Annotated in this window: 18 protein-coding genes and 1 pseudogene; 8 read left to right on the top strand and 11 right to left on the bottom strand. The window is 70.3% G+C overall.

All coding sequences use genetic code 11. The features are described from left to right. Positions 1 to 6: 6 nt before the first annotated feature. Positions 7 to 1,467: a protein kinase domain-containing protein gene (locus ACQPY0_RS47415; RefSeq protein WP_432995679.1), complete on the bottom strand. Its 1,461-nt coding sequence runs from the start codon at positions 1,465 to 1,467 to the stop codon at positions 7 to 9. A gap of 907 nt (positions 1,468 to 2,374) precedes the next feature. Here ACQPY0_RS47415 and ACQPY0_RS47410 point away from each other — a divergent pair. Together ACQPY0_RS47410 and ACQPY0_RS47405 are read left to right on the top strand one after the other, a co-directional pair. Beyond that, positions 2,375 to 3,082 carry a hypothetical protein gene (locus ACQPY0_RS47410; protein WP_432976574.1) on the top strand — a complete coding sequence of 236 codons (708 nt, stop codon included), beginning with the start codon at positions 2,375 to 2,377 and terminating at the stop codon, positions 3,080 to 3,082. Positions 3,083 to 3,129: 47 nt separating this feature from the next. After that, positions 3,130 to 3,423, top strand: a complete 294-nt coding sequence (locus ACQPY0_RS47405) for a thiamine pyrophosphate-binding protein (RefSeq protein ID WP_432976571.1) — start codon at positions 3,130 to 3,132, stop codon at positions 3,421 to 3,423. Between the two features lie 257 nt (positions 3,424 to 3,680). Here ACQPY0_RS47405 and ACQPY0_RS47400 read toward each other — a convergent pair whose 3' ends face one another. Continuing rightward, on the bottom strand, positions 3,681 to 4,718 hold the full coding sequence (locus ACQPY0_RS47400) for a hypothetical protein (RefSeq protein WP_432976568.1): 1,038 nt from the start codon (positions 4,716 to 4,718) through the stop codon (positions 3,681 to 3,683). Continuing rightward, on the bottom strand, positions 4,715 to 5,050 hold the full coding sequence (locus ACQPY0_RS47395) for a PadR family transcriptional regulator (protein ID WP_432976565.1): 336 nt from the start codon (positions 5,048 to 5,050) through the stop codon (positions 4,715 to 4,717). Before ACQPY0_RS47395 ends, ACQPY0_RS47400 begins: the two co-directional genes overlap by 4 nt. Before the next feature lie 207 nt (positions 5,051 to 5,257). Here ACQPY0_RS47395 and ACQPY0_RS47390 point away from each other — a divergent pair, with 207 nt between their 5' ends. Both ACQPY0_RS47390 and ACQPY0_RS47385 read left to right on the top strand, forming a co-directional pair. Continuing rightward, positions 5,258 to 6,349, top strand: coding sequence for an IS630 family transposase (locus ACQPY0_RS47390; RefSeq protein WP_432995677.1), 1,092 nt, complete (start codon positions 5,258 to 5,260; stop codon positions 6,347 to 6,349). A gap of 823 nt (positions 6,350 to 7,172) precedes the next feature. Further along, positions 7,173 to 8,024 carry a PxKF domain-containing protein gene (locus ACQPY0_RS47385; protein WP_432976562.1) on the top strand — a complete coding sequence of 284 codons (852 nt, stop codon included), beginning with the start codon at positions 7,173 to 7,175 and terminating at the stop codon, positions 8,022 to 8,024. A 927-nt stretch (positions 8,025 to 8,951) separates the two neighbouring features. On the opposite strand, the gene ACQPY0_RS47380 is transcribed toward ACQPY0_RS47385, so the two are convergent. The 3 genes from ACQPY0_RS47380 to proS form a co-directional block, all read right to left on the bottom strand. Then, positions 8,952 to 9,629 (bottom strand): Clp protease N-terminal domain-containing protein, encoded by a 678-nt coding sequence (locus tag ACQPY0_RS47380; protein ID WP_432976559.1) that lies wholly within the window; start codon positions 9,627 to 9,629, stop codon positions 8,952 to 8,954. Positions 9,630 to 10,721: 1,092 nt separating this feature from the next. Further along, positions 10,722 to 10,994: a hypothetical protein gene (locus ACQPY0_RS47375; protein WP_432976556.1), complete on the bottom strand. Its 273-nt coding sequence runs from the start codon at positions 10,992 to 10,994 to the stop codon at positions 10,722 to 10,724. A gap of 702 nt (positions 10,995 to 11,696) precedes the next feature. Then, positions 11,697 to 13,106 carry a proline--tRNA ligase gene (gene proS / locus ACQPY0_RS47370; RefSeq protein WP_432976553.1) on the bottom strand — a complete coding sequence of 470 codons (1,410 nt, stop codon included), beginning with the start codon at positions 13,104 to 13,106 and terminating at the stop codon, positions 11,697 to 11,699. 61 nt (positions 13,107 to 13,167) lie between these two features. Between proS and ACQPY0_RS47365 the strand changes: the two genes are divergently transcribed. From ACQPY0_RS47365 to ACQPY0_RS47355, 3 genes are all read left to right on the top strand, one after another. Next, entirely contained in the window at positions 13,168 to 14,253 is a 1,086-nt protein-coding gene (locus tag ACQPY0_RS47365) for a sensor histidine kinase (protein WP_432976550.1), read from the top strand. Beyond that, on the top strand, positions 14,250 to 14,903 hold the full coding sequence (locus ACQPY0_RS47360; protein ID WP_432976547.1) for a response regulator: 654 nt from the start codon (positions 14,250 to 14,252) through the stop codon (positions 14,901 to 14,903). The genes ACQPY0_RS47365 and ACQPY0_RS47360 overlap by 4 nt, the downstream gene beginning before the upstream one ends. A gap of 87 nt (positions 14,904 to 14,990) precedes the next feature. Next, complete coding sequence (locus ACQPY0_RS47355; RefSeq protein ID WP_432976544.1) at positions 14,991 to 15,425, top strand: hypothetical protein; 435 nt, start codon at positions 14,991 to 14,993, stop codon at positions 15,423 to 15,425. A gap of 125 nt (positions 15,426 to 15,550) precedes the next feature. Here the strand turns inward: ACQPY0_RS47355 and ACQPY0_RS47350 are convergent. Continuing rightward, a pseudogene (locus ACQPY0_RS47350) lies at positions 15,551 to 15,831 on the bottom strand (transposase); the annotation flags it as partial. A gap of 47 nt (positions 15,832 to 15,878) precedes the next feature. Between ACQPY0_RS47350 and ACQPY0_RS47345 the strand changes: the two are divergent. Next, entirely contained in the window at positions 15,879 to 16,313 is a 435-nt protein-coding gene (locus tag ACQPY0_RS47345; protein ID WP_432976541.1) for a hypothetical protein, read from the top strand. On the opposite strand, the gene ACQPY0_RS47340 is transcribed toward ACQPY0_RS47345, so the two are convergent. From ACQPY0_RS47340 to ACQPY0_RS47325, 4 genes are all read right to left on the bottom strand, one after another. Beyond that, on the bottom strand, positions 16,289 to 17,242 hold the full coding sequence (locus ACQPY0_RS47340) for a CU044_5270 family protein (RefSeq protein WP_432976538.1): 954 nt from the start codon (positions 17,240 to 17,242) through the stop codon (positions 16,289 to 16,291). The two genes, ACQPY0_RS47345 and ACQPY0_RS47340, sit on opposite strands and share 25 nt — an antisense overlap. A gap of 2 nt (positions 17,243 to 17,244) precedes the next feature. Next, positions 17,245 to 17,835, bottom strand: coding sequence for an RNA polymerase sigma factor (locus tag ACQPY0_RS47335; protein ID WP_432976535.1), 591 nt, complete (start codon positions 17,833 to 17,835; stop codon positions 17,245 to 17,247). A gap of 745 nt (positions 17,836 to 18,580) precedes the next feature. Then, on the bottom strand, positions 18,581 to 19,093 hold the full coding sequence (locus ACQPY0_RS47330) for a TetR/AcrR family transcriptional regulator (protein ID WP_432976532.1): 513 nt from the start codon (positions 19,091 to 19,093) through the stop codon (positions 18,581 to 18,583). Positions 19,094 to 19,286: 193 nt separating this feature from the next. Then, positions 19,287 to 19,922 (bottom strand): hypothetical protein, encoded by a 636-nt coding sequence (locus ACQPY0_RS47325; protein WP_432976529.1) that lies wholly within the window; start codon positions 19,920 to 19,922, stop codon positions 19,287 to 19,289. Positions 19,923 to 19,931: the final 9 nt, after the last annotated feature.

Raw genomic sequence — 19,931 nt, 5'->3', positions numbered from 1 at the left:
GCGATGTCAGGCGTCTTGTGTGCGCGGCAGCGAGCTGGCGAACCGGTCCAGCGCCGCTGACACCTCCTGGTAACCGCCGCTGGTGAGCTTGCCGTTGCGTACCAGCCCGGCCAGACTCTGACGCACCCTGTTCACGCGACCTGTTACGTCGGTCTGCCCCTTGCCCAGCCGGCGGGCCACCTCCTCCAGGCTGTCACGCAGTTCGGCCCCGGCTTTCGGGTCGAGCTGGCCGGCGTCGACCTGCTGCGCAATCACCGCTTGGAGGTTGTTGTACTGGTCGGCGAGCGTGGCCGGGCGCCCAGGCGTGGCCGTGGGGGCCGGGGTGGTGGGTGGCGCGCTCGCGTCCGGCGACGGCGAGTCGGCCGACGGCGACGCGGCGGTCGCCGATGGATCGTCCGCGGCGCCCGCGTCGGCCGCGGTGCTGCTGTCGGCCTGGACCGACGGTGTGGCCGGCGAGCCGCCCAACGTCGGCAGCACGGCCAGGATCCCACCCAGCAGCACCAGCAACGCGAAGGCTACTAGTGCCCAGCGCAGGCCCGGCCAGGTCGGGACGGCTCGGTGAGCAGCGGGGATCCGGGTGGTCGTCTCGACTGCCGTTGCCGGCGCCTCGATGGCGGGGACGTTGCCCAGGTCGATGGCGGGCATGGTGGCTGGCGCCTGCGGAACCAGCGCGGTGAGGCGGTTGCGCACCGCTTCGGCGCTCGGGGGCCGGCGGGTCGGGTCCTTGGCGAGGAGATCGAGCACCAGCCGGTCCAGTTCGGGTGGCACGTCGGCGCGCAGTTCGGCCAGCGGCACGGGCACCTCGTGCAAGTGTTGCCGCAGCACCGCGACCGGCGTGCGGCCGGTGAACGGCGGGCCACCGCTCAGCATCGCGTACAGAACGCAGCCCAGCGCATACAGATCTGCGCGGGCGTCGCCAGCGTCGCCGACGGCCCGTTCCGGCGCGACGTACTCGCTCGTTCCGGAGTTCGCGGTGGGGTCGTTCACCGTTGACGCGTCCGACCGGGCGATGCCGAAGTCGCAGACCTTCGCGACGCCGTCGGGCGCAACGATGATGTTGGCCGGCTTGATGTCCCGGTGCTGGATCCCTGCGGCGTGGGCGGCGGTCAGTGCATCGCACACCTGGATCGCGATGCCGACTGCCTGCTCCACGACGGGCAGGGCGCCCTGCCGTAGCAGGGTTGCCAGGCTCGGGCCCTCGACCAGTTCCAGCACCAGGTAGGCGGTGTCCGACTCGACGTCGAAGTCGTGCACGGCGACGATGTTGGGGTGCGTCAGCCGCGCCAGGATCCGCGCCTCTCGCCCCAGGCGCTCCCGCATGCCGGGCACGGCGAGCACGGCCGCGCTGAGCACCTTGACCGCGACCGGGCGTTGCAGGTGCAGATCGTCGGCCCGCCACACGGTGGCCATGCCGCCACGCCCCAGTACCTCGTGCAGCCGGTATCGACCATTCGCCAGCAACTGCACCAAGACGACTCCCCATCCTCTCGTTCTCTACCGAAACAGCGCTCGGCGCGAGCACCGCGTTACGCAGCCGACGTCACTCAACACGCAGCCGAATCGGGATGCCGTGGGATACCGCGCGTCGGGAACTCCGGCTCGGCCTGCGGTCGGCGAGCGGCAGCACGATGCCACTACTGCGGGCCGCCGTCGAAAACGTTCGGGCGCGTCTCAGGTGCTTGGCGAGGCATAGCTCAGCCGCGCCGGCGAACGCTGCTGCGTTTCTGGGGTTCGGATCGCGTCACTGTGATGCCGATCCGAACGGCCGCGGGGACGGGGGAGCGGCATCGGGCTCGACCACGACGCCGCGCATCCCACCTCGGCGGGCCGATGGCGCTGCGCCGCGTCCCGCCGCACGCCTGGACCGTCACCGCCTGGCGGGACGTCCTCACCGCCGAGCACGCGCCGCCCTCGCCGAGGCCGTCCGCTACCACCACACCCCGACCGTCACCGAAGCCAACGCCCTCCTCGGTGCGCTGGTCGATGATGACGGCATCCGCCTGCGACCTGGCTCCTTCGTCGACGCGTCAAGATCCCCTGGGATAGCGTCGCCGCGGTACGGCAGCGGCATCAATCCCTCTCGGGCAGCGGCACGGTGCAGGTCGACGCGCGACCATGTCGATCGTCGTGTCCGGCCAGACGAACATGGAGATCGAGCTCCACGAGCGGGCCGTCCTCGAAGGCTCCAAAGGCCAGTCGACGGGGTCAGCTTCTACGCCGACGATCCTCGAGAATGCTGGGCGCCCGTGCGATCTGACCGGGCCCGGTCGCGTGTTGAAGTCCGACCACACGGCCGGTATACGCGGCGGATGCGGCCACAGACGAAGGACGGTTCAGCCGATAGTCGACGGGTGCGCCTACCGTAGCCTTCTCGGTGGGGTCGTTCGAGGAAGTGGAGCCTGCCGTGAGCAGCGTCGGTAAGCGTGGAACGGCGGCCGTTCTGTTGGCGGCCGTGGCGCTCATGTCGGCTTGCGGATCCGGTGCCGCGCCGTCGTCGACAGCGCCGGCCACCACGTCGGCATCGGCAGGCTCATCGGCATCACGTGTGGCGATCTGCACGGATACGGCGGCCGGAGCCGACAATGCGTCTGCGGTCCAGGCCGCGTGGGATGCCTTGCCGCCCGGTCTGCGGACGGGCATGACCGCGAAGGGCTTCAAGACCGATGGGGGTGCCTACGGCGGCCAGGCGCCGGCGGCGGTGATCAGCGGCCTGGCGGGACAGTACGTCACCGCAGAACTGGCAGCGAGCGACCTCGGCAGCGAGGCAGCGAAGTACGGTCCGCTGATCATCGCGGACCTCTACGTCGCGCTTGTCAACAAGAACCCGGCATTCGCGGCGGGCACCAAGCCCGCCGACCTGGTGGCCGCGGTCCGGGCACGGCAGGGTGGTCAGGACTTCGGAAAGTTCGGCGTCAATGTGAGCTTTCTGTCGGCGAGCATCGTTTCTGACCTGAACACGCTGTACGGAACGGCTCCGGCCGACGCGCAGATCGGCGCAGGCGAACCCTACGTCCGCGAGCTCATTCCGGGTAGCACGATCCTCTCGTTCTTCCCGGTCAGGTCCACCAACGGCACCTGCTGACTGGCCAGCCGTGGTGTGGAGCTGCGGTTGACTGGTAGTCCCGGCGGGTGGTCGAGGTCGTCGAGGCGCAAGGTGTCCCGTACGTCTTCGGGGTGCCCGGCGCGAAGATCGACGGGCTGCGGCTCGTGGTCTGCCGACACGAGCAGAACGCGGCGTTCATGGCGGCGGCGGTCGGGCGGCTGACCGGGACGCCCGGCGTGGTGCTGGTGGCCTCCGGCCCGGGCACCGCGCTGCTCACCGCCACTACCGAACAGGACCAGGTTGTCGCGCTGTGCGGTGCGCTCAGGCGCGCCCACCAGTCGATGGACGCTACCGCGCTGCTCAGCGCCGTCACGAGATGATCCCGCGGGGTCAGCGACCCAGCCGACGTGCAGGAGGCGGCCGCCGAGGCGTTCCGGATCGCCTCGACCGAGCCGCGGGGCGCCGCGCCGGTCGTGCTGCCGGCGTACGTGCTCGCCGCGCCGGCTGCCGCCACGATTACCCATTCCATGCCGGTCGGACCGCTGGGCCCAAGCCCGAGGACGCCGTCCGGGACGCGTCCGACGACCAAGAAGCGGCTGGCACAGAGCGGGATCGGCGCACCTCTGTTCCAGCCTGCTTACGCCGCAACGCGTTTCCGCCCGGCGACGGCCGTCGCCGCCAGCGCCGCCACCAGTCCGATGACGGTTGGCACCGGATCCCACGCGTAGGCGCCCCAGGACGGGTTGAACGTCTCGCTGAGGAAGAGTTGCCGGTACAGCAGGAAGTATGTGTGAAAGGTCGGTCCGCTCAGCGCGCCCAGGCTCACGGTCGACAGCAGGCCGACGAGGATCAGGTGCACCGGCGGGCTCCAGCGGACCGCGACGGGGCCGCTGCCGTCGCCGAACGCGACTGCCAGCCTGCGCCCGGCCGGCGCGAGTCGCGCGCGGTACCACACCCAGCCGACCAGCTGCCAGCCACCGACCGCCCCGGCGACCCAGCCCGCGACGGTGGCGAACGGCACCGCCGGCGGCTCGATCACTTCTAGCCAGACGAGGATGCTCGTCCGGCTGACAGTCGTCGAGCCGGGCACGTGGATGTCGATTGGTGTGCCGGAAGCGTTGACGCGGATCCCGTCGCGCTCGGCTGTGAAGCGGTAGCCGTCGTCGGTGAGGTTTCGCCAGCCCAGCCGCGCCAGCCGCTCCTTCGCCGCATCCTGCGACCACTGCTCGGCGAACGTGGGTGTATCCATGATTGTGTTCGGCCGGCGGGCCAGCGGCGACACGTCCCGCGTGAGCTGGGCAGTGTATCGCTGGTCGAGGACGACAGACGCGATGTCGCGCGCGGCGGCGTCGGACGGCAGCGGGGCCGCGGTCCGCCACGCGAGCCAGCCGCCGATGCCACTGCCGATACCGCCGCCGATGAGCGCGACGAACACGGCGACGACCAGGGGCGCCCACCCGATTGGCAGCCGGAACCGTTGCCGCAGGCCACCTTTGAGGAGGTCGGACACTTCGCGCCAAGTCGGCGTGCGCCGGTCCGGCGGTGCCGCGTCGAGCAGGGTGGTCAGCAGCTCCTCGCCCTGCCGGCGGCGGTATGCGGCCGGGTAGGCGAGCAGCCACCGTCGATATCGCCGCTCGAGGTCCCCGCTCACGCCGGCGTTGCGCTTGGCGGTCATGCCGTGCGGGGGGTGGTCGCGCGGTAGCGCAGGCGGGCCGCGGCGGCGGAGGCGTTGCGACGCAGCCGGTCCACCTCGGCGGCCAGCCGCCCGGCGCCGTCGTCGGTCAGCCGGTAATACCGCCGGAGCCGTCCGTCGACCGCCTCTTCCCGATCCACCTCGATGAGGCCCTGCTCGGCGAGCCGGTCGAGGGCGCCGTAGAGCGTGCCGGCGCCGAGGACCACCTGACCATCGGAGAGCGCCGCGACCTCCTGCAGCACGCCATAGCCGTGCAGCGATCGCTTGGCGAGGGCGGTGAGGATGAGAAACGTTGGCTCCTGGAGCGCTGGCACGGCACTAACCTACATCCGCCGATATAGCTCGTCAACCGTACTATTGATCGTGCCTCAGGTGGCATGCGCGGCACTGCTGAACCACGAGAGCTCCGAACGGCTGCCCACCCTGGGGCGTGTCAACGGCCCGCCTGCGAGTGGTGTTTTCGCAGCTAGTGTCGCGTGATGCTGGTTGTGTTATGTCGGTCAATCGTAGATCCTGATGTGATGCTGACCGAGGCCCAGACCGCGGAGTTGCGGGCGGTGATCAACAGTCGGGACGTGCCGGCGGTGGTGGCGACCAGGGCGCGGATCGTGTTGTGGATGGCGGAGGGCAAGCGCCGGAAGGATGTTGCGGCGTTGGCCGGGGTGTCACTGCCCACTGTGGACCGTTGGGTCGACAGGTATGCGGGCAACGGACTGGCCGGGCTGGAGGATGGATCGCACGCAGCGCCTCGTGAGCAGGTGCCGGCTGCGGTCCGGGCCCGAATCCTGGCGTTGACTCGGGCCACGCCGCCGGTGGAAACCGGGTTGTCGCACTGGTCGAGCCGGCAGCTGGCCGCATACCTCAAACGGACCGAGGGTGTGTCTGTGTCCTGGCACTACGTGGCGAAACTGTGGCGGGACAACGATCTCAAGCCACACCGGCAGGGCACCTTCAAGCTGTCCAAAGACCCGCGCTTCGCCGAGAAGGTCGCCGACATCGTCGGCTTGTACCTCGACCCGCCCGGCGGCGCGGTCGTGCTCTCGATCGACGAAAAGACGCAGATCCAAGCATTGGACCGCACGCAGCCGTTGCTGCCCATGGACTTCGGGGTCACCGAGCAACGCACCCACGACTACAAACGCCACGGCATCACCAACCTCTTTGCCGCCCTGGACGTTGCCACCGGCCAGGTCGTCGCCGACTGCCAGCCGGTCCGCGACGGCGCCCGGTTCCTGGCGTTCCTGCGCAAAGCCGTGAAACCCCACGCCGGCAAAGAGATCCACGTGGTCCTGGACAACCTGTCCACCCACAACACCCCCGACATCCAGGCCTGGCTGGCCGCGAACCCGAACGTCACGTTCCACTTCACCCCGACCGGCAGCAGCTGGTTGAACATGATCGAAATCTGGTTCGGGCTCATCACCCGCCAGTCCATCCGCCGCGGCACGTTCACCTCCGTCAACGCCCTCATCGTCCGCATCCGCGACTACGTGCAGCACTGGAACAACGACGCCCAACCCTTCACCTGGACCGCCACCGCCGAGGAGATCCTCGCCAAGGTCCGCTGGGTCCAGACCAGCGTCAAGCAACTCGTCAACAACAATGGAAAGTAACAAGACCAGGATCACGAAACACTAGATGTGAGTCGAATCCCCCTGCTCCAGCCTTCCCCATGGGGTCAATGAGGGGGCGCGGATGCGAGCAGCCACGTACGGTGGCGAACGCTTGCGGACCTGGAACCCTTATGCCGCAACGGGTTTCGGCATGTCAGACGCGACGGTCATGGCGTTGACACGGAAGAGTTCACCGGTTCAAACCCAGTATTGCCCACCAAATAACGCCAGGTCAGATCATTTGACTGTTATGGGGTGATTGCTTTCGCGGGACGGGCGAGCCTCATTGCGCCGCGAACGTTCTGGCTGAACTGCGCTCACATTGGAGGGCATGAATTACGCAAAGAATTCCTGCTACCCCATTTGTTGGCTGGTGTTGCGGGTGTCGACGTGGCATAGCGTGATTTCGGCCCAGCGGTTGGTGCGCCGCCCACAGGTCGGCTGTGGCGTCTGGCCGTAACTGTTGATATGAATGGCATTCGTATCGGCCATTGTGGGGAATCCGTTCGGACTAACCAATTCTGACCACGCGGCCAATCGGTGGGTGAGTGACGTGTAACCGTGGGTCGTCGCCGGAGTGGGACGTTCGATCCTTTTGATCATGGCCGAGGCCGTGACAGGCTCGTAGCAACACACGGTACACATCAGTTCTCTCACGGTGACTAAGCCGTGATGGGCTGCCACACGCGCCGCCCGGCTGGAACCCGTACCTCCACGCAGGCCGCCACGTACAGGTGTGGCGGCCTGATCTATGCCCATGCCCGCCGATTCCGACCCGAACCACGGGCCAGGCGGGCCATGCGCTGTCAGAAAGGGCACCCGCATGTCATCCATCCGCACCGCTGGTCGACGCCGCCGGTTGGCTACCGCCGTCGCCGCGCTGGCTGTGGCGCTCGGCGGCTTGGCCGCCGTATCCACCCCGGCCTACGCCGCCGGCCCGGACGGCGAGACCGTCGCGATGACCGGCCCGGCCGGCCCGCTGGCGGTCGGCACCAGCTTCACCTATGAGGTCACGGGTACCGCCCCGACCAACTGTGACCTCTTTGATGACTGCAATGTGCCTGTGTCGCTGTTGCTGAACCTGCAGAACACGGGCTCGCCGGCCACCATCACCGCCGCCACTGCCAGCATGGGTAGCTGCCGCATCCCCAGCAGCGACTTGGCGATTTGCGACCTGGGTTGGGCCCCGCACGGCACCACGGTGTCGGCAACCTTCACCCTCTTGGCTAACGCGGCCGGCACCGTCACCGCGGCCGGCGAGACCTGCAATGGCTACACATACTTCTGCGCGACGGTTACCGGCACCACCACCATCACCGCGGCTAGCTTCCCGTTCGGCGGCTTCCTCCAACCGGTGCGCAACCAGCCCACCATCAATCTGATGAACGCCGGCCGCGGCGTACCCATCAAATTCAGCCTCGGCGGCGACCAGGGCCTTGCCATCTTCCCGGCCGGCTACCCCGCCTCCCAGCAGGTCACCTGCGACACCGGTGCGCCCGTCGACGTCGTCGAGCAGACCGTGACCGCCGGTGGCTCCAGCCTGTCCTACAGCCCGGACACCGACACCTACAACTACGTGTGGAAGACCGACAAGGCTTGGGCCGGCACCTGCCGCACCTTCGACCTTCGGCTGACCGACGGCACCGACCACTACGCCACCTTCAGGTTCAACTGACCATCCGGCCCATCAGCACGGTGACGCCGACCAGCGGCTAAGTACAGCCCTCCTGACGGAGGAGGCGTCCGGGTGGCGGGGCGCCGATGGGCGCTTGCGCGACGGGCCGGGTGCGGTTCGATGACTGTCGCGTGTGGACGGTGAGCGTGACGTGGGTACGGCGCTGCGGTTTGCCCACACGCCCCAGGCTGCCGCTCATCGGCGATGAGGCTTCTAAGGCGGCGGGCTTATTCAAGGGTCGACGTGCCCTTGACAAGCCCGCCGCTGTGTCCGGCGGCGGCTTTGGCGCGGCAGTTGCATGGTCTGTTCATAGGTATCAACCGCTACGAGTTCAGATCACTGCGCCAGCTGGTGTCGACCGCGAGACGCGAAGGCGCTGCACGCAGTCTTCTGCGACAACCTCGGCGACACCAGCAGCACGCTGCTGGTGGACCGGGACGCCACCCGTGACGCTGTCGTGGCGGGCCTCGTCGAGCTCTGGACCCGCAGTACGCCCGAGGATGTCGTGGTTATCTCGTTCTCGGGGCAATGTGTCCGGTCCAAGTCCATCAGCCCCTGAAGGAAGCTGGTGTTCCGGTCGTCCCTGTAACTCGCCCCGTTGTAGTTCTTCACGCGCAGCGAGACCCCGAAGGTGAGCCGCTCCTCGACGCCGGCCTCGGCGAGGTTCTTCCCATCGGAGAAGAACTGCAGGCCCTCGAGTGCCTGACCGCCGAGCGGGAACTCGCCGCGGCCTCAGTAGGCGGCAGGTGACCCCACAGCCCCAGCTTGCGCAGCGTGCGCGCGAGCCGCGGTCCACAACATTGCGACATGCTAACCGTGACGACGCCGGGCCCGCGTCCTTCAGCGCGGGCCGTCCGGCCGCGCGCCGCCGATCCCGCCCGGCAGGAGTACACGGGTGGGCTGGCGCCGCCGTTCATGCCGATCGGCTCAGCGCGGCGGCGAGTACAGCCGCATGAGTCCGGCGATGTGTTCGTGCAGGCTGCCCGGCGCGATGCGGATCGGTTTTCCGTCCAGGAGCGTGCTGAGGCTCGTAGGAAGCTGTTCGGCCCGTGGCATCGACACGTTGCCGAGCAGTGCCGGCACCGTCGCCTTGCCCAGCCGCAGCGCGGCTTCCAGCGCGGTGCGTACCGGATCGGACGCTTGCGCGATGCGCCGCTGGCCGTCACTCGTGACCGCGCTCAGCCAATGCGGGCCGATGAGCGCGAGGACGACGTCGCATTCCGAGATCGCAGCGGTCGGCGGGCTGTCCGGCTGAGCCGAGTCGAGGTCGGCGGAGTCTGAGGACAGGACCAATACTGTACCGCAGAAGGCGGCGTCCAGATCATCCGACACACTCGGCGCCAGGTCGTCGCGGCGGTAGACCATGAACATCCGGCCCAGGCCGGGATGCCGGCCGTCGGCGGCAACCGTCGCGGCGGTCGCCGGAGGCGCTTCGCGATGCCGGGAAGGCATCCGTTCGACCTGGACCCTCGCGGAGCCGAGATCGACGCCGGCCAGGTTCAGGATCCGTGTCGATGCGCCGCGACCCTGCCGGATGAGACCGAGGAGCAGGTGCTCGGTGCCGATGTGGTCGTGCCGGAGTTGCAGGGCCTCGCGCAGCGACAACGTCAGTACCTCTTTCGCCGCGACCGTGAACGGGATGTTGGGTGACCGGAGGCTGGGCGGCCGGGGCAGCCGGATGCAGGGGGACTCCCCACGCGTCGCCCGGCACCGCCGGTCGCACGGGTATGGGCATTGGCATTGGCGGGATCCGGCTTGTGGGAACGCCGGGACCGGGCCGCTCCTGCGCTCCGGCTGACTGCTTCTGGCAACGGCCGCCGTCGAGGCATGACTCGTCGGCTGTTGAGGAACCAGCAAATCGGGACGTGAGTTCACCTCCGCCGCGGCGCGTGCGGCTTCGGCTTGGCGGGCAGCCTCCCGGCCGCTCCGCTTCGGCCAGGTCGGCCAGGCGGCCGGCGAGCTCGCGTTGGGCTGTGCCGAGTCGGTGCGCGGCTTCGTCGTGTGCCGCCCGGGCCGCGTGTGCCTGGTCGTTGAGGATCTCGAGCTCGTCGGTGAGATCCGCCACCAGTGTCGCTTCGTGCGCCGAGGTCAGCCGTGCGTGCCGGATCAACTCGTCCAGGTCCGCCTGGTCGGCCCGCATCTCGTCGGCGCGGATTGCCCGGTCGCTGGTCCGGGTTTCCAGGTCGGCGATCCGGCGCAGGCGCTCCGCCGCCTGGCGTTGTGTCTCGGCGAGGCGGGCCGACAGGTCGGCCGCAGCGGCTCGCAGCTCGTCGAGCTGGGCCGGCGTCCGGGTGGGATCGCGCGTGGCGGCCAGCACGCGGGCCTGGGCGTGCGGCAGTTGCTCGGTCAACTCGACGATGCGGGCGGCATCGCTGTCGCGCGAGGGCAGCGACCGGGTCAGCTCGGCGCGGTCGAGGCGGAGCGTTGCCTCGGTGGCGTCGAGCATCCGGTCGACCCCTGCCCGGTCCGCCTCGAGGTCGGCCAGGCCGCGATCGGCGGTGGTCGAACGGCGGCGGAGTTCGTCGAGTTCTTCGGCCCGGTGGCGGTGGCGCAGGTCGGCCGCGGTGGCGGCCACCTCCTGTTCGGCGGTGGCGCATTCGTGCCGGGCGGCCGCGAGTGCCCGCCGGACAGCATCGGGCGTCGGCGGTTACACCGGATCGTCCATGCGTTCCAGTATCGCGCTACGGGCCGACGCGCTCATCCGCCGGAGCCCGGCGGGCGGTCCGCCATCGACGCCGCGAGCGAGTGGAGCAGTGGTGAGTTCTGCGGGAACCGGCGTCCGGTCTGGTACCACCACTTGATCCACTGCAGCTTGATCTCCCCGGTCAGCTCGCGCTCGACGGACCGGACCTGTTGCCGCAGGCTGGATCGGGCGGCGGTGCCCCCGGCCAGCGCGGCCGCAGTCGCCCGGACCATGGCGGCGTCGACATCGGTGCGCCCGGCGGCGAGCGCCGTCGCCAACGTGTTCAACAGGGCTACGTCGTCCGGCGTCAGTTGGTCGAGTTCCTGAACAGCTGGGCGCGGCGGCCGCCCCGATCCGGGTTTTCTTGGTAGTCCGTGGCGAAGGCGGTCTGTGCCGCTGTCGGCTGCGGGGCGTGCCCGTCTGGGCGTCCTGCGGACGCTGCCGCTTGCGGATCTCGGCGCGCAACTGCTGCTCGAAGGTCCGCTGGTGAGCCCACGACGTCCGGTAGATGCGGCCCAGGTCCTCGTCCGTGATCTTGAAGCGGTCGACCAGGTCGCGCAGGGTGGGTAGGGGTCGTTCCTCGGGTTTGACCGTGGCCGGTCGATCTCGGCCAGGTCCGACGAAAGCGTCGAGTTCGGCGGCTCGCCGCCGCCGAGGGCGAGGACCGTCGCGCCGAGCGCGCAGACCAGCACGCCGCAGCCGGCGGCCACCAGCGACCGGCCCCGGCGGGCGGGTGCGATGTGCCGGGGCCGGGAACGGGCCGGCCGGCGCGGGTGAAGCGGAGACCGGCAGGGGGAGGTCTTCCTCCGGCCAGACCGGCGCGTCGGCGGTGCCTGGGGAGGACGAGAGCAGCGCGCTCCATTTCTCGAGCCGGCCGACGTAGGGGCGGACCGGCAGCGGTTCGGCGTAGAGCTCATCCTCGGCCGAGTCGGGGTCGGAATTCGGCGTGGGCGGCGTCCACCGACCGTAGCGTGTGTGACTTGCGAAGGTCAGTAGGCCCGGGCGACGATGGCGACGATGCCCGGCTCGTCCTCGGAGCCGGGCACGGTGCCGTCCGGCCGGACCAGGCAGCGGACGGTCACGCCTTCGGCGTTGGCCTTCGCCTCGCCCTCGGGGCCCAGCGCGGACCACGGCACGCGCGCCCACCGGCCCTCGATCGCGGCGGCGACCGCGTCGTCGGCCGTGCGCACCTCGACCGTGTTGGCCTCCCGGCGGGCGAGCGCCTCGTCGTAGAGCGCTTGCTGGTCCCGGGCGAGCGTCTGCACCACCGTCTCGGCGACGGTGTTGAGCGGCACGGGTGTCTTCGCGCCGTCGAAGCGCCGTACCAGCACCACGTTGCCCGCGGCGAGGTCGCGCGGGCCGACCTCGACCCGCACGGGGAAGCCCTTGAGCTCCGCGTCGACCGCCCGCCGCCCGAACGGCGTGTCCACCCGGTCGTCGAGCGCCGCCCGGACGCCCGCGGCCGTGAGCTCGTCGCGGAGCCGGGCGGCTGCCTGGGGTACACCCTCGGCAACCTTGACGACCGCGACCAGCGCCTGCGTCGCCGCGGCCCGGGGCGGGACGCGCAGTCCGGCGTCGTCGCCGTGACACATGATCAGACCGCCGAGCATGCGGGTCGTGCTGCCCCAGGAGGTCGTCCATGCGTGCTCCTGCCGGCCGTCCTGGCCGGTGAAGACGATGTCGAACGCCTTCGCGAAGTTCTGCCCGAGCTCGTGGCTGGTGCCCATCTGCAGCGCCTTGCCATCGCCCATCATGCCTTCGAGGGTGTACGTGCTCGTCGCTCCGGCGAACCGCTCCCGGTCGGTCTTGCGCCCGGCCACGACCGGCATGGCCAGCACGCTGCGCATGAAGTCCTCGTACAGGTCGTGCAGGATCCGGCGCGCGTACCGCCCGGCGTCCTCCTCGGTGGCGTGCGCGGTGTGGCCCTCCTGCCACAGGAACTCGGTCGTGCGCAGCAGCAGCCGCGGCCGAAGCTCCCACCGCACGACGTTGGCCCACTGGTTGAGCAGCAGCGGCAGGTCGCGGTAGCTGCTGATCCACTTCGCCAGGTACTCGCCGATCACCGTCTCGCTGGTCGGCCGCACGACCAGCGGCTCGGCGAGCGGCTTGCCCCCGCCGTGCGTGACCACGGCCAGCTCCGGCGCGAACCCTTCGACGTGCTCCGCCTCGCGCCGCAGGTAGCTCTCCGGGATGAACAGCGGGAAGTAGGCGTTCTGCGCGCCGGCCGCCTTGATGCGCGCGTCCATCTCGGCCTGCATACGCTCCCAGATCGCGTACCCGGCCGGTCGGATGACCATCGTCCCGCGCACCGGCCCGTTGTCGGCCACCTCGGCCTTGGCGAGCAGCTCCTGGTACCACCGGGGAAAGTCCTCCGCACGCGGAGTGAGCACACGAGCCATGACTCCCACGCTAGTGGCGCACGCTCGCCATCGCCTTCGATTAAGGGCCTACAGTGTGCGGGTGACGCCCGTCCGGGTCCGGGAAGGACTGTTGGCCGCGGGGCTCGTCGTGGTGCTGGCGGCCGGCACGGCCGGGGCCGCGGCGCGGCAGGTGCCGCCGAGGCATCCGCTGGACGGGTTGGCGTGGCTGTTCGTCGGCGCCGCCGTCGCGGTCGTGCTGGTGCGGCGGCGGTGGCCGGTCGGCGCGCTGCTCGCCGGGGCCGCCATCGTGGCCGGTTACTTCGCCGCGGGCTATCCATACGGCCCGGTGATCTTCGTTGTGTGTCTGCTGTCGTACTCGCTGGCCCGGCGCGGCGGCACGCGGCGCACCCTGTGGGCCATCGGGCTGGCGACGGTCCTGCTCGTGCCGCCGCTGGTGCGGCCCGCGCCGGTCAGCACGCTGCTGGTCGAGGCGCTCGTGCTGCTCGGGGCGGTGCTGGCCTGGCTCGGCGTGCCGGCGTGGCTGGCGGCGACCGTCCGGCTGTACCGCACGCACGCCGACGACGTGGCCGAGCGGGCGATCGCCGACGAGCGGCTCCGGCTCAGCCGCGAGGTGCACGACGTCGTCGCGCACAGCCTGTCGCTCATCACCCTGCAGTCGGGTGCGGCGCTACGGGTGTGGGACCACAGCCCGCAGGACGCGCACGCGGCCGTGCAGGCCATCCGGGCCACGAGCGTCGACGCGCTGCGCGAGCTGCGCCAGACCCTCGCCGAGCTGCGCGGCGAGGCGCCGCCGCGGGGGATCGCCGACGTGGACGGGCTGGTCGCCCGGCTCAACGGCGACGCGCTGCGGGTGTCCCTCACGGTGACGGGCGAGGCGCGGCCGCTGCCGAGCGAGGCGGACGCGTGCGCCTACCGGCTCGTCCAGGAGTCGCTGACCAACGTCGTGCGGCACGCGGAGGCCGGCGCCGCGCTGGTGGCGGTGGCCTACGAGCCGGGCGGCGTCGGGCTGGCCGTCGAGGACGACGGCGCCGGTGCTGCCGACGGGCCGGGCCACGGGCGAGGGCTGCAGGGTATGGGGGAGCGGGTGGCCGCGCTGGGCGGGACGCTCTCGGCCGGGCCGCGACCCGGCGGGGGATTCGCCGTGCGGGCCTGGATCCCGCGATGATCCGGGTGGTGCTGGTGGACGACCAGCCGCTGGCCCGGGCCGGGCTGCGGGTGATGCTCTCGGCCGAGCCCGACCTGGAGGTGGTCGCCGAGGCGGCCAACGGCGCCGAGGCGCTCGGCGTGGCCCGGCTGCATCGGCCCGACGTCATGATCATGGATGTGCGGATGCCGGGCGTGGACGGCATCGAGGCGACCCGGCGGGTCACCGCGGCGGTCGCCGGGGTGCGGGTGCTGGTGCTCACCACCTTCGACGTGGACGAGTACGTCTTCTCGGCGCTGCGCGCGGGCGCGAGCGGCTTCCTGCTCAAGGACGCCGAGCCCGAGGCGCTGATCGACGCGGTGCGGGTGGTGGCGCGCGGCGACGCGCTGCTCGACGCGGCGGCGACGCGCAAGCTCGTGGCGGCGTTCGTGCGCCGGCCGGCCGGGCGGTCCGCGGAGGCGGTGCGGGCGCTGGGGCGGCTCACCGAGCGCGAGCGCGAGGTCGTGCGGCTGGTCGCGCAGGGGCTGACCAACGACGAGATCGGCACGCGGCTGGGGATCAGCGCGGCGACCGCCCGCACGCACGTCAGCCGCAGCATCGTCAAGGTCGGTGCCCGGGACCGGGTCCAGTTGGTGGTGTACGCCTACCGGTGGGGCCTGGTGGAGCCCTGAACCCGTACGCGATCCTGCGTACGCCGGGCGGCCCGGTGCCGCGTCCGGTCGGACGAGCCGGCCCGCGCCCGCCCATAGCGTCGGGGCATGACCGCTCGCCGCATGCGCAAGGTTCTGCTCACCGTGCACCTCTGCGCCGCCGCCGGCTGGCTCGGCGCGGCGCTGACCCTCGTCGCCCTCGGGTTGTCCGCCCCTGACGGCGCGCTCGACGCCATGCGCACCATCGATCAGTACGTGATGATCCCGGTCTCGATGCTGGCCCTGCTGGCCGGCCTCGCGCTGGCCCTGACGTCGCCGTGGGGCCTGGTCAAGCACTACTGGGTGCTGACCAAGCTCGTGCTCACCGTCGCCGTCATCGTGTTCGCCGCGGTCTTCCTCGCCCGGCAGGTGGAGGCGGGGTCGCGGGCGGGTGCCGTCGTAGGCGCGGTCGTCCTGCTCGGGGTCCTGGTCACGAACGCGACCCTCGGCGTGTTCAAGCCGTGGGGCCGCCGCACGGTCCGCGCCCCCGAGCGGGTCAGTTAGGCCGGGTACTGTCCACGAACCCGGCCACCATCGGCGCCGCCTCGTCCAGGTACGACTCCAGCAGGAAGTGGCCGCCGTCCAGCAACTGGATCTCGGCGCCGGGCAGATCCCGGCGGAACGCCTCCGCGAGGTGCCGTGGTGTGGCGGGGTGGGCCGGTGTGCCAGTAGTTGCTGTGTGCGATCACGGTCTTCTCGACCGCCTTGGCGAGGTTGTTCCACAGGTGCCAGCGGTCATTGACCTGCACTGCCTGTGGTGTCCGTCGCGGATGGCTTCGACGTAGGCTGCGGACCCGTCACGACACACCACCTCGACCTCGGGATGCTCGCGCAGCCAAGCTGCCAGGGTGGCGGCCCTGCGATCGGGTAGCACGTCGACGCGGCGGTGTGTGACCGCGCCAATCAGCACGGCCGGTGCTGGTAGCCGGCCCCGGTATCGCGAGCTACGAATGCGGCGTGGTGGTCCTGTCCCCGCATCAGAACAACTTCCACATGCCGCTGCGTGTCGAGTGCTGGCACCGGCGGCCACCCGACGATACGGATCAGTGGGAGGAAGTCACCGAGTGCGCATTCACGGTCGAAGCCGGCGAGCTGCGCTACGAGTCCCCGGCCCTCGACACGACGGCCTGTGCGGTCCCGGACGGGCAATACGCCGTACGGATATGTGGCCGGGGATTCGTCAATCGAGGATGGCCCGGGTCCACCAAACCAGGCGACGTCTGGCGAATACAGCTCTGGCCGGCCAGCGACGAGGTCGCTGATCGGAGGATCAAGCATGGCAACCCTGAGAGCACTCCCGAACAGGACAGGGCATCATGCCCGACGGCGCGGCAATACACGATCGGCGGATTGGAACCCCAGCCCGGTCAGTCCGGCAGCCGCCCCGCCTGATCCACGATCGCCGTCCGCAGGAGTGCTGTGGGACGCAGCATCAGCATGGAGATGCGGTCGTCGTCACTGTTGAGTTGCGTACCTAGGAACCGATAGCTGCCCGGATCGAACAGCAACTCCTGGCGCAAACTGTCCTGGGTGCGGGTGACGGCAACACCGTGCCGACCCGCCGCGTCAACCCTGTCCTGGGCGACAGAGACACCGGGAAGCTCAGATGCTGCCATGAACAGGGCTGCGCGCGATTTCGGCGGCACGTACCCGCTGCTGAGTAGCGTGATGATCTGACTGAACACCTGACCGGGGTCGTCGCCGCCGGCCGCGCGGCGCAGGTAAGCCAGCATCGCCCCGGGACTCGTCGGCAGCTGGTCGCGGTAGCCGGGGTCGGGTGTGCACGGGCGGGTCCGGGTCGGATCGAGTGTTCCCCCCGGTCCCCACTGGGCAGCCTTGCCGTTGCGACAACCGGGGATCGTCATCTCATGCCGTCCGTCGGGGTCGGCCTGCTCTTTCCAGATCAGGTTGTCGCGGGTGCCGTCGACCGACAGCCAGGAACGCACGAGGCCGGCTACCGGGCCGCTGGTGGTCGGTGACCAACTCTTGGACTCGACAAAGACGAACTGGTCGGGCCGGGCAGCCAGTCCCGGCTCCTGCCCTGCTACGGCGGCCGCGTGCCGCAACAGTTCCGTGGCTTCGGCGCTCGCGGCCGGACCTCGTTCGCCGATACGCGATGTCTGCAGGACGAAGGTTGCGGCAACCATCACCGCGGCGACGCCGGCCACCAGGACGATCCGTCCGCTGGGACCACGTAGCCACAACCGCCGCCGGCTCGTGCGCGCCCGGTCGAGTACGCGGCCATGCAGCGAGGCCGGCACCACAGGCTGCGGCGGGCCAAGACGCGCACCGAGATCATCAAGTGCCTGCTGCAGGTCCACGACTACTCCTCACCGACTCGTAGCGGATTGTCACCCAATACAGCCCTGACCTGTCGCCGCGCCCGATGTAACCGGGACCGAACCGTTCCTGCTGGAATGCCCAGGGCGTCAGCAACCTCGTCGTAGCTCAGCCCGCCCCACGCGATCAGCAGCAGAACGTCGCGGTCACCGGCCGTCAGGCCACGCAGAGCAGCAGCGAGCGCCGCCCTGGCGGCCCGGGCGGTTACCTCGTCCGCCACCCGCTCGGCATGGCCGTCCTCGCCGAGCGGCTCCCCGTAGCGGGCGACGGCACGCAGCCGCGCGCCTTCCGTGCGCCGATGCCGGGAGATCTCTTTCGTGAGGATGCCGAACAGCCATGGCCGGGCGTCGGGCCGGCTCAGGTCGTACCGGGCGCGCTGGCGGAAGGCCACGGCGAAGGTCTCAGCGACCACATCATCGGCGATGTCGGGCCCGACGCGCCGGTAGGCGTAGCTGTACAACGCCAGGGCATGGCGCTCGTACAGCACGGCAAACGCCTCCGCTGAGATCAGCGAGGCCTCCACAGCCCGCCCGTCGGCGAGACCACCCGCCGACCGCCAGCTCAGCACACCCATCCGTCAACCAGGCCCATCGCATCCGCCTCCCCTCCCCGCAGGAACACCCCGCACCATTACTCGCCACTTTCCGGTCAGCGAGTTCACGCCCAAAGGGAAACCGGCGTCCGACGCAGCCGCCGAGGCCCGCTGTATCGCCCGGCAGCGGCGCCGGGTGTGGCTCCTGTCTGGGGCTGTGCTTCGGCTCCTTGCCCGGATCTGGGCTTTGGCCCGTGGAACCTTCGTGCCCTCCCGGGCCCCCGCCGGGCCAGGTCCGCTGAGATGATCCAATGCCGAATCCCCTCATCGGGGAGATCCGTGTACTCACTCGCCTGGCGGCGCGGCGGCGATCCGCTACGAAGCGGCGATCCGCTACGAACTGGTCCAACTGCGCCTCAACCGGGCCGACTGTGGCGCTCAGTCACAGACCAGCCGGAGGGGGGTGTTCGTCCGGTCGGGCCGGTCCGGGGGTGAGTGGGCCGGGCTGGCCGTGGCTGCTGGGCAGGTCGGCCAGGGTGAGCCGGTGGCGGTCGTTGCCGGCCAGCCGTCACACCGGGCCGGCGGGGACGGCAAGCTCGCGCGGAGATATCGAACGACGTTTGTGAATTAGGTCGCTGAGCGGTTCATGCTCGGGGTTGCCTTACCGGGAGGCTCGACCCAACCGGTCATCGGCGTTGCCATGCGCGGCTGGTCTGCGGCACCAGCCTAGAAACGGCTCCATGATCCACTGTCGGGCCGCGCGGCAAGCGACGATGAGCCCCGGCCGTCAGAATCGGGAATTGAGGACGTGGTCGACGGCCGCGTGCAGTGTCTCGGTCTCGGTGGTCAGGATCGATTCCTCCGAGGGTAAGGCTCTCGTGATCGAGAGTCCGTTGAGGACGGTCACAAGGAATCTGGCACGTCGGCTGTTGTCACCCTCGGCGAGGGCGCCTTCGTTGCTCAGGACGGTCAGCCAGTACTCGACACGGCGGTGTGCTTCCCGGTCGATAGCGAGATACGCTGCGCGACTCTCGGCGGTCGGCTCGGGCTCGATGTAGGTCGTGAAGATCTCACCCCAGGCCGCTCGGGCCTGTTCGCCCACGCCGGCGAGGGCGAGCACGTGCCGGAGGCAATCGATCAGCCGCTCCCGTGCCGTTGCCGATCGGTCGTGGATCCTGTCATCGGGGCTGATCACGTCATAGAAGCCGGCGAGCACGGCGTCCTGCAGTGCGCGCTGCGTCGGGAAGTGATACCTGAGCGAGCCGGTGCTCACCCCGGCCCGCGCCGCAACCGCCCGCACGCTGAGCCGGGCGCCCCTTCACACTGCCGCCCATCACGGCGCGATTCGGGACGTTCGTCTCGCCCGTCTCCCTTCCTGCGTGGCTCAACGCCTTGATCGGCATCGGCGCCGCGCTGGCCAGCATCGAACGCGCACTCCGCCTACGCCGCAACCGGTTCCTCGACACCGTCGGCCACCATTAACTTGACAGGCGTCAGCTCCCGTCGCCGATGGCCCGCTGGTTCTGGTACGTCGCGTCGGCGATCGAGCGGGGCAGCGCGGCGAGACCCGGGAGTTGCAGGCCGCCGCGCCCGTACACCACGTGCGCGACGCTGACCGCGAACCAGGGCGCCGCCGGGCCGTGCAGCATGATCGGTTCACCGACCTGGTAGCGCAGGACGAACAGCCACCGTGCGACGTCGGCCTGGAACTCGGTGACACCCTCGTGCCAGAAGCTCAGCCACCGCCCGCGGTAGTCGCACATCAGGCGCCGGTTGGTGAGCATGGTCCGGACGGTTGCGTGGTCGCGCCACTGGACGGCCGCCTGCGCCTGAGCGCGCTGCTTCGCAGACGAGTTCACGACCGCGTTCGCGGCGAGTCCGGCGGCCACGAACGCCGCCGAGCCGAACAGGAACATGTTGTTGCGCTCGTAGGTCACCGTGGTCCCGTAGAAGCGGGCGTAGCCGAGCAGCGCGTCGCCGTACAAAATCTCGCCGGGGTTCAGCCGCACCGCATTGGGCGGCAGTGCGGCGAGTTCGCCGCCGGCGTGCAGATGCCCGTACAGCTGGCACGCACTGGCCCAGCCCTCCCGCAGGGCGATCTCGAGTCCGCCGTCCATCCTGCGACCCACGAGTTCCTC

It is taken from the genome of Dactylosporangium sp. CA-233914, assembly GCF_050942935.1.
GTDB lineage: Bacteria > Actinomycetota > Actinomycetes > Mycobacteriales > Micromonosporaceae > Dactylosporangium.
The sequence above is the reverse complement of the archived record's forward strand: the minus strand, read 5'-3'. Positions and strand labels throughout refer to the sequence as shown.